The organism is Peptoniphilus indolicus ATCC 29427 (assembly GCF_000227315.1).
GTDB lineage: Bacteria > Bacillota > Clostridia > Tissierellales > Peptoniphilaceae > Peptoniphilus > Peptoniphilus indolicus.
On record NZ_JH165062.1, the window covers coordinates 125,020 to 126,495 of the forward strand.

At 27.6% G+C, this 1,476-nt stretch carries 1 protein-coding gene; it reads left to right on the forward strand.

The genetic code is table 11. From position 1 onward, the window contains the following. Nucleotides 1-76 precede the first annotated feature (76 nt). Nucleotides 77-1,476, forward strand: a 1,400-nt coding sequence (gene murC, locus HMPREF9129_RS06615) for a UDP-N-acetylmuramate--L-alanine ligase (RefSeq protein ID WP_004821757.1), incomplete at its 3' end; no start/stop codon positions are given.

Genomic DNA, 1,476 nt, shown 5'->3' on the forward strand with positions numbered 1-1,476 from the left:
TTAATCATTATTGTATTTAATATTTTAAATTATGACTTTAATTATGTTATAATATTGTTATTATAAGGGGGATTAAATGGATAACTTTAAAATAGATGAACACAAATATAGTCATATACATTTTATTGGAATAGGTGGCATTTCAATGAGTGCTATTGCTCAAATTTTAATTAATTATGATTATTTTGTATCAGGTTCAGATAGAAAATCTTCTTCTATAACTGATAAACTTGAATCTTTGGGAGCTAAAATATATTTCGAGCACAATCAAGAAAATATAAAAGGTGCAGATTTAATTATTTATACAGATGCAATTAACCTTGATAACAAAGAGTTAGAAGCTGCTATTAAATCAAAAGTTGATATTATTGATAGAGCATCTTTCTTAGGGCAACTTATGAAAAACTATAAAACATCTATTGCTGTAAGTGGAACACATGGGAAAACTTCTACTACGTCAATGCTTACAGAAATTTTATTAAATACAAATTATAATCCTACTATTTTATTGGGTGGAAATTTAAATGAAATTGGAGGAAATGTAAAAATAGGTGCTAAAAACTTACTTTTAACAGAAGCTTGTGAGTACAGAGCTAATATACTAAAATATTTTCCAACCACTTCAGTTATTCTAAATATAGATGAAGACCATTTAGATTTTTTTGACAATATAGAACATATAATCTCAACATTTGTGGGACTTGTAAACAATTTAAAAGAAACTGACATATTAGTGCTTAATATTGATGATGAAAAAGTTAAAAACTTAAAAAAAGAAGCTGTATGTAAAGTTATAACTTGTTCAACTATTGCTGAGACCTCAGATTATTTTGCTAAGAATATAAATCTTTCAAATGAGTATCCTACTTACGATTTATATTATCAGGGTAAATTTATGGGTAATGTAAAATTATCAGTGCTTGGAGAACACAATATATATAATTCATTATGTGCCATAGCAGCTGCACATGAAAATAATATAGACTTTTATACTATAATTGAAAACTTAGAGAAGTATAATGGCGTTCACAGAAGACTCGAATTTAAAGGGACTTATAACGGAGCTACTGTTGTAGATGATTACGCGCATCACCCAACTGAAATAAAAGCATCTCTAAAAGCTTTAAAGATTCAATGCAAGGCTAGATTGTTTTGTATATTTCAACCGCATACATTTACCAGAACTAAACTTTTATTAGACTCTTTTTCACAATCTTTTGATGATACTGACTTGACTATAATCACTGATATATATGCAGCAAGAGAAAAAGATTATGGTGATATCCACTCTAAAACACTTGTCAATGCAATTAATAATTATGAAGACTGCGCTGTTTATATGAGTGATTTTCATGAAATAGTTACCTATTTAAAAAATGAATTGCAATCTGGTGATATAGTAGTTACTATGGGTGCTGGAGATGTATATAAAATAGGTGACGAGTTATTAAATTTTAATTTAAATAAAAAGGCTCT